Genomic DNA, 7,194 nt, shown 5'->3' with positions numbered 1-7,194 from the left:
AATAGACACGATCAATCGCTACAGCCCATCAATACTCAGGTTTGATCTCCGCCATCAGGTCTTATGGGATGGCTGTGTTCTAATTTGAACTCAAAATCAATTTTTCGCAGATCTGGACGCACCCTCGCGTGCACCCCGGTACACTTCAAGTTTGTCCCTAACGGGTAATGGGGTTTTGTTTTGAGGTTTTGTGAGTGCGCTGGAGCATAGAGTGCGGGTTTTGCGGGAACGTCTGGAGCAGGTGCGGATTGTGGATGCGCATCATGTGGCCAGCCGTCTTGAGCGTTTGTTGCCACCGAAGAACCCTGAGCGCGTGGAGGCGTTGTTGACTGAGTTGGAGCGACGCATGGAGCGGTCTGTTGAAGCAGTGCAGCATGTGTCCTCGGTTTTGCCTGAGCCGCAGTTTGCCGAGGCGTTGCCGATTACGGCGCGAAAGGACGAAATAATTGGGTTGATCGAAGAGCATCCGGTCGTGGTTCTCGCGGGAGAAACGGGCAGTGGTAAGACGACACAAATACCGAAAATGTGTCTTGCCGCAGGGTTGGGGCGGCGTGGTTTGATCGGTTGTACGCAGCCAAGGCGCCTTGCGGCTTTATCGGTATCTCAACGCATCGCCGAGGAGTTGAATACGCCGTTTGGCCAGGGCGTGGGGTGTAAAATTCGTTTCACGGAGAAGACATCGAAAGATACGCGGATCAAATTGATGACCGACGGGATCTTGCTCAACGAATTACAGAATGATCCGCTGCTGCTCGGTTACGACTGTATCATCGTGGATGAGGCGCATGAGCGTTCGCTGAACATCGATTTTATCCTGGGTTCGCTGCGCATGATTTTAAAGAAACGGAGCGATCTGAAGGTCATCATTACCTCGGCGACTATAGATACGGAGCGTTTTTCAGAGGCTTTTGAGGGTGCACCGATCGTTTGGGTATCCGGCAGAACTTATCCGGTAGATATTCAATATCGTCCGCTTGAAGAAGATGCCAATGACGATGGCGAGATTTCTTATCTGCGCAGCGCGGTGCGGACGGTGGAAGATATTTTGTCAGATCGGCGTTCGGGTGATGTGTTGGTGTTTCTTCCCACAGAACGCGATATTCGTGATGCCTGTGATCTACTGGGACGGGCAGTGAGTCAAAATCGCGCTCGTATCTTACCGCTCTACGGACGTTTGGCTGCGGGGGATCAACAGGCGATATTCAAATCGGCCCCTGTCACTAAGGTGATCGTTTCGACCAATATCGCTGAGACCTCGATCACACTGCCGGGTATTCGTTATGTGGTAGATGCAGGGTTGGCGCGTGTGAGTCGTTTCTCAGCACATACGTCGACACGTCGGCTGCCGGTGGAGCCAATCTCGCAGAGTTCTGCTAAGCAGCGTGCTGGACGCGCAGGGCGCGTCCAGGAAGGTATCTGTATCCGGCTATACGAGGAGCGAGATTTTCTTTCGCGTCCCGAGTTTTCGACCCCGGAAATCCTCCGTGCCAATCTCGCCGATGTGATCCTGCGTATGAAGGCGTTTCGTCTAGGCGAAATTGAGACCTTTCCGTTCATCGAGCCGCCGGATCCCCGTGCTATTCGTGGGGGTTATCGTGTGCTTGAGGAACTGGGCGCACTGCAAAGAGAACAGGGTGAGGAGGGAACGCATTGGACGCTCACACCTGTCGGTAAACGTCTGGCGCGCCTGCCGGCAGACCCGTCTGTGGGCCGCATGATTCTGGAAGGAGTCGACCTGCGCTGTGCGGGAGAGGTGCTGGTGATCGCCTCAGCATTAAGCGTCCAAGATCCAAGGGAAGTGCCAGAAAGCCAAATCCAGCAGGCCAATCAGGCCCACGCACGTTTCCGTCATCTCAACTCAGATTTTATGGTCTTTTTGAAGATCTGGGATGGCCTCCATGGCGGTCAACTGAATCGAGCTTCTAACAAAGAGCTGCGTCAGTATTGTAAGGTGAATTTTCTGTCCTTTCAACGCATGCGCGAATGGCGAGAGGTTTATGATCAGCTGCGATCTCTGACGGAGGATTTCGAACCCAAGCTGAGCCTGAAGACAGATCCAGAGAAGCATCCCGAGGATCTCATTCACCAAGCGATCCTCTCGGGATGCATCGCGAATGTGGCCCAAAAAGAAGACGGTAACCTCTATCGGGCAACTCATGGTCGGAAGGTGACTATCTTTCCTGGTTCCACGGCGTTTGATCGCCAATTTGCCAAAGCTGAGCGCAAAGGTAAAAAGGGGGGTAACACTCCCCCGGGTCCACGGCATGGATCGACACCAGCATGGATTGTGTGTGCCGAGTGGATGGAAACCAGCCGTCTCTTTGCGCGGACGGTGGCAAAAATCGAGCCGGAATGGGTCGAGCGCTATGCGGGCGATCTACTCAAACGCACCTACTCGGAACCCGAATACGATGCTAAGGCGGGGCGTGTGTTGATCAAAGAGCGCGGGCTGCTCTATGGACTGACGGTGCGGATGCGTAAAGTGGGCTTCCATAAAATCGACGGGGAGGCGGCGACAGATATATTTATTCGCGAGGGGATCGTAGCTTTTAACCTTCCCCAGCGGATTCGGATTATTGATATCAATCAGCAACTGCGCGAAGAGGTCGAGGAGTGGATGGTGCGGACGCGCTCGGGCTCAGGTTACAGCCTGGATGATCGGATGTATGCATTTTATCAGCGCCGGTTACCGCTCGTGAGTGACGTGCATGCCTTACGAGAATGGGTGCGCACGGAAGAGGAGGCAGGGGGCAAGCCACTCGAGATGGCGCGTGAGGATCTGGTGGAAGATACGGCGGACGGGCGTGAGGCCTTTCCGGACAGAGTAGACCTAGGAGGGCAGCAGCTCGACGTTCAATACGCTTACAAACCGGGCGAGGCCGATGATGGTGCCACTTTAAAAGTGCGATTAGAGCAATTCCGCGAACTCGAAGATGGGGTGCTCGATTGGGTCATTCCTGGGTTTGTGGAGCAGCGGATTGAGATGTTGATTCGGGCTTTGCCCAAACAGATCCGACGGCAGCTTTTTCCCATTGCTGAGAAAACGCGCGAGATTGCGCAGCAGGTGAAGCCTGGGCCTCGTTTGCTGACGGAAATACTCAGCGATGTGTTATGGCATAGCTATCAGATCCGTGTCGGGCGGGCTGATTGGGAGCAAGCCGACATTCCTGATTACCTGTTACCGCGCATCGAAGTGGTGGACGACAAAGGAAAGAGCACGATCGCATCGGGGCGCACCTGGGACGCATTACAACGTGACTACCAAGCCGCTGTTAAAAAGCAGACGGCATCGGGCAAGGGCGTGGATCGTTTCCGCGAGTGGAAAAAATGTGTCGCACAATGGGAGCAGGGCTGCGTCGATCCAAGTGAGCTCAAAAATGTCCCCCGCGAAATTCATGTCTGCACGGTAAAAGATGTCCCGGTGATGGCTTATCCAGCCTTGGTCTTGGAGCAGGAGCGCACTGCCTTGCGCCTACTCAAAAGCCAGGAGGAAGCTCGGCGCGCAACCCGCCTCGGTATGGCGCACCTGGTTGAACGAGCACAGTCGAAAGAGTGGACCTGGTTAGAAAAAGACCTCAAAGCGCTCAAAGAAATCGGCCCTGTGGTTGCCTCGCTCATGCCCTTCGATCAACTGCGTGATGATGCCCGGGCTCATTTGCGCAGCTACCTGTTTTTTAGTCTGCCGATTCAGAGCATTGATACCGTGCACATCGCCGAGCGTGAGTCATTTGCCAAGAAAGAGATCCGTGGGATCGTCTATCGACTACTCGACTGCCTGAGACCCATATTCGAACTCCGGCAGACCATCTTGACGACTAAGCCAGCCTATCCCGAATTTCACAGCGATCTCGCGCGCATCGTGCCCAAAGACTTTTTAAAGCGCACCGGATTTGTCCGGCTTCAGCACTTGCCGCGTTACCTTAATGGATTCATCAAGCGCAACGACCGCGCCCGCACCAACCCGCGTCGTGACGCAGAGAAGGCTGCCCAAATAAAACAATATCAGGAGAAGCTCATTTTCTGGCTGGGCAAAATTCAGAAATATCCCGCCATTCAACCCAAAGTGACGGAACTCTTTTGGATGTTAGAGGAATACCGCATTTCTGTGTTCGCCCAGGAACTGGGAACCGACGGGAAGATCTCTAAAGGTCGTTTGGATAATCAATTGGAGGGTATAAAGACGCTGACTCCGCTCAGGTCTGTTTCTTAGGCGGCGACCGTGCAAAAATCCGTTGAGAATGATATCCAGGCAGAAAATTTACGAAGTAGATTGGGCACTTGCTGTATGTGATCTCAATTTTCTTCCCGCTCAATTGGTAAGTGTGGGTTGTGAATTGAATAGACTGAGGTGAAAATACCGCGATTCCGAGGATTTTGATATTCCTTCTCTAACTGCATTCCGATTTTTTCGGCCACCCGCCGGGACTGAATGTGGTCACTGGGCATGTAACTGCACAGTTTTTTCATTCTTAGGTGCTGAAACCCATATGACTTTATAGCTTCCGCCGCCTCGGGTGCGTAGCCCAACACCCATCTGTCTTTCCTGATGCGGTAGCCAATCTCGAATTCATCTTGCCCATCAATATTTTGGACCGTGATCCCACAGTCACCGACAAAGGCTCCAGTATCTGTCTCAAGCACAGCGAAGAGCCCGTAGCCATGAGTCTCAAAGCTTTCGATATTTCTTCGAATTATCGTCCCTACCTGTTCTTTCGAATAGGGTGACGGATAAAAAAGCATCGTGCCCGCATCGCCGAGAACAGCGAACGCATGGTCAACGTCACTTTCTTGAAAAGGGCGAAGATTGAGCCGAGTTGTTTCAAGGTTCATTTTATGCATGAAGTGTGGGAGGGGGCTGAACAGCAGATGTGTCTCTTCTTTGCGGCTCAGCATCTTGAGCGAAGTGGGCGTGGGGTGAACGCTTTACCTCCTATGATCTCGGTGAGCCAAGCTGGGGCTTGGCGTTCCCGGGGAGGAAATTTGTGCCTTTGCTGGTGCGCCCGCGCTGGTGTTGCCAAAAAAAGGTCGGCTGGGATGCCGACCTTTTGGGATGGGATGAGATTGGTCTCGGCCTACCAGGTCAATGTTTTGAGACGGCGGGCGACTTCTTCGGCGTTGGCGCGGCTGTTGAAGGCACTGAGGCGGAAGTAGCCTTCGCCGTTGGAGCCAAACCCTGAGCCAGGGGTGACGACGACTTTCGCTTCGTTAAGCATGCGGTCGAACATATCCCAGCTCGTAAAGCCCGTTGGGTTTTTGATCCAGATATAAGGCGCATGTTCGCCGCCGTATACAGTGAGACCCGCTTCGCGCGCAGCTTCGGAGAGAATCTTGGCGTTGCCGAGGTAGTAGGCGATGAGCTCATTGATTTGAGTTTGACCTTCCTCGGAGTAAAGGGCTTCTGCTGCGCGCTGAACGGGGTAGGAGACGCTATTAAACTTGGTGGTTGAGCGGCGTAGCCAGAGGCGGTGCAGGTCGATGGTTTCTCCACTGCTGGTCGTGCCTTTCAGGGCTTTGGGCACAACGATGAAGGCACAGCGGATACCGGTGAAGCCGCCGTTCTTAGAAAAGCTGCGGAACTCGATGGCACAGGTCTCGGCCCCGGGGATCTCGTAGATGGATTGAGGGATGTCTTCGTCTTGGACAAATGCGCCGTAGGCTGCGTCGTAAAAAATAACGGAGTTGTGCTTGTTGGCGTAGGCGACCCAATCCTCAAGCTGCGCGCGCGTCGCGACGGCTCCTGTGGGGTTGTTGGGGTAACAGAGGTAAATGAGGTCAACGGGTTCGTCGGGAATGGCGGGGACAAAGCCGTTTTCCGCTGTGCAGGGCATGTAGACGATGCCCGGGTAGGAGCCGTCTTCATTCGCGGGGCCAGTGCGCCCGACCATAACGTTGGTGTCGACATAGACGGGGTAAACTGGGTCGGTGATAGCGACCTTGTTATCGGGGCCGAAGATATCGAGGATGTTGGCGCTGTCGCATTTAGAGCCGTCGGAGACGAAGACTTCATCGTCGGCTATCTCTAGCCCGTGAGCGCGGTATTCGTTCTCGGCGATCGCAGCCCGCAGAAAATCGTAGCCCTGCTCGGGGCCATACCCGCGGAAGGTCTCACGCTGGCCCATTTCGTCGACGGCTTTGTGAAGCGCTTCGCGTGCAGCGAGGGGAAGGGGCTCGGTCACGTCGCCGATGCCACAGCGAATCAATTCGCCCGCGGCGTCCGGGTTTGCATCCGAAAAGGCCTTCACGCGTCGACCAATTTCTGGAAAGAGATAACTCGAAGCTAGCTTGAGGTAGTTATCGTTGATTTGTGCCATCCCAAGACACACTGCGCGCTATCCGCGAAAGGCAATTCCAAAGGTGTTTTGCGGATCGATCAGAGCCGGGCATGTCTCGCTGGGCCATGGGATTTTTTTATCCGCTAATGCACGCGAATATACGCGAATGTTTTAGTTTGGTCGTTTTGAAATGCTTGTCCACATTGGCCCCACAGCAACGGCACGAATACGTCGACAGAGAACAGTTTTACATCGGTCCGGATCACTTGCCATCTCGTGTACAAGCAGAGCCGCTCAGTCGGCTCGTTGGGTTTTGCGCCGACTGGAACAACAGCCCCCCGCACCCGAATAGACCCGTCCGGAAACACCAATCCCCAGATTGGCCCACAAGCACATACCAAAAATTGCCCACACACTACGCCTGCGCTGCACACTGAAGTTTTGTAGGGTGATCGCGAGAGCGATTGCCACCGTGTGGACCAAAGCTCAAGTCAAGCAATGGCTGTCGGCATCACTCTACGCTTCTAATCTGAACTCAAAATTAGTTTTCTATAGATCCAGTCACATTCTACGCGGGATAGGCAAAAAGGGCGTAACTTTTCTGCCCTTTATCATGCGCGATTTGTGACCTTGATCGAAAAAGACTGTTTTTAACAGATGCCGGTCGACAACTGAGTTTATAACGCTCATTTTCATAGTAAAATCTTCCTCTATCGAAAATGATTTACCATTTTCTACCAGTGATTGACCAGAAATTCACGGTATGCCTCCGCCTGATTTTTACGCTAGGCGTGTTGTCTGGTGGCGTGGTTCTGTCTCAGGACTCTTCTGTGAGTGTCAGTTCAGGACTGTGGAGTGATCCGGCGATCTGGAGTGGCGACGGCGTTCCTATTAACCCGACTTACATGGACGGTGGGGAAGA

3 protein-coding genes are annotated in these 7,194 nt (G+C 53.7%); 1 reads left to right on the top strand and 2 read right to left on the bottom strand.

The window, feature by feature from the left end; translation table 11 throughout:
- The first annotated feature begins 190 nt into the window (after positions 1-190).
- Positions 191-4,210, top strand: coding sequence for an ATP-dependent RNA helicase HrpA (gene hrpA / locus HRU10_14605; GenBank protein ID NRA28463.1), 4,020 nt, complete (start codon positions 191-193; stop codon positions 4,208-4,210).
- Between the two features lie 83 nt (positions 4,211-4,293).
- Here the strand turns inward: hrpA and HRU10_14600 are convergent, their stop codons facing one another.
- Complete coding sequence (locus HRU10_14600; GenBank protein NRA28462.1) at positions 4,294-4,830, bottom strand: GNAT family N-acetyltransferase; 537 nt, start codon at positions 4,828-4,830, stop codon at positions 4,294-4,296.
- A 242-nt stretch (positions 4,831-5,072) separates the two neighbouring features.
- On the bottom strand, positions 5,073-6,311 hold the full coding sequence (locus tag HRU10_14595) for an LL-diaminopimelate aminotransferase (GenBank protein NRA28461.1): 1,239 nt from the start codon (positions 6,309-6,311) through the stop codon (positions 5,073-5,075).
- Positions 6,312-7,194 lie beyond the last annotated feature (883 nt).

The organism is Opitutales bacterium, from assembly GCA_013215165.1.
Taxonomy (GTDB): Bacteria; Verrucomicrobiota; Verrucomicrobiia; order Opitutales; family JABSRG01; genus JABSRG01.
This window is presented reverse-complemented; position numbering and strand designations above follow the sequence as displayed.

Bases quoted from the DNA above. Each gene is read 5' to 3' on its own strand.
- HRU10_14600 (NRA28462.1), bottom strand. From the start codon at position 4,830: ATGAACCTTGAAACAACTCGGCTCAATCTTCGCCCTTTTCAAGAAAGT.
- HRU10_14595 (NRA28461.1), bottom strand. From the start codon at position 6,311: ATGGCACAAATCAACGATAACTACCTCAAGCTAGCTTCGAGTTATCTC.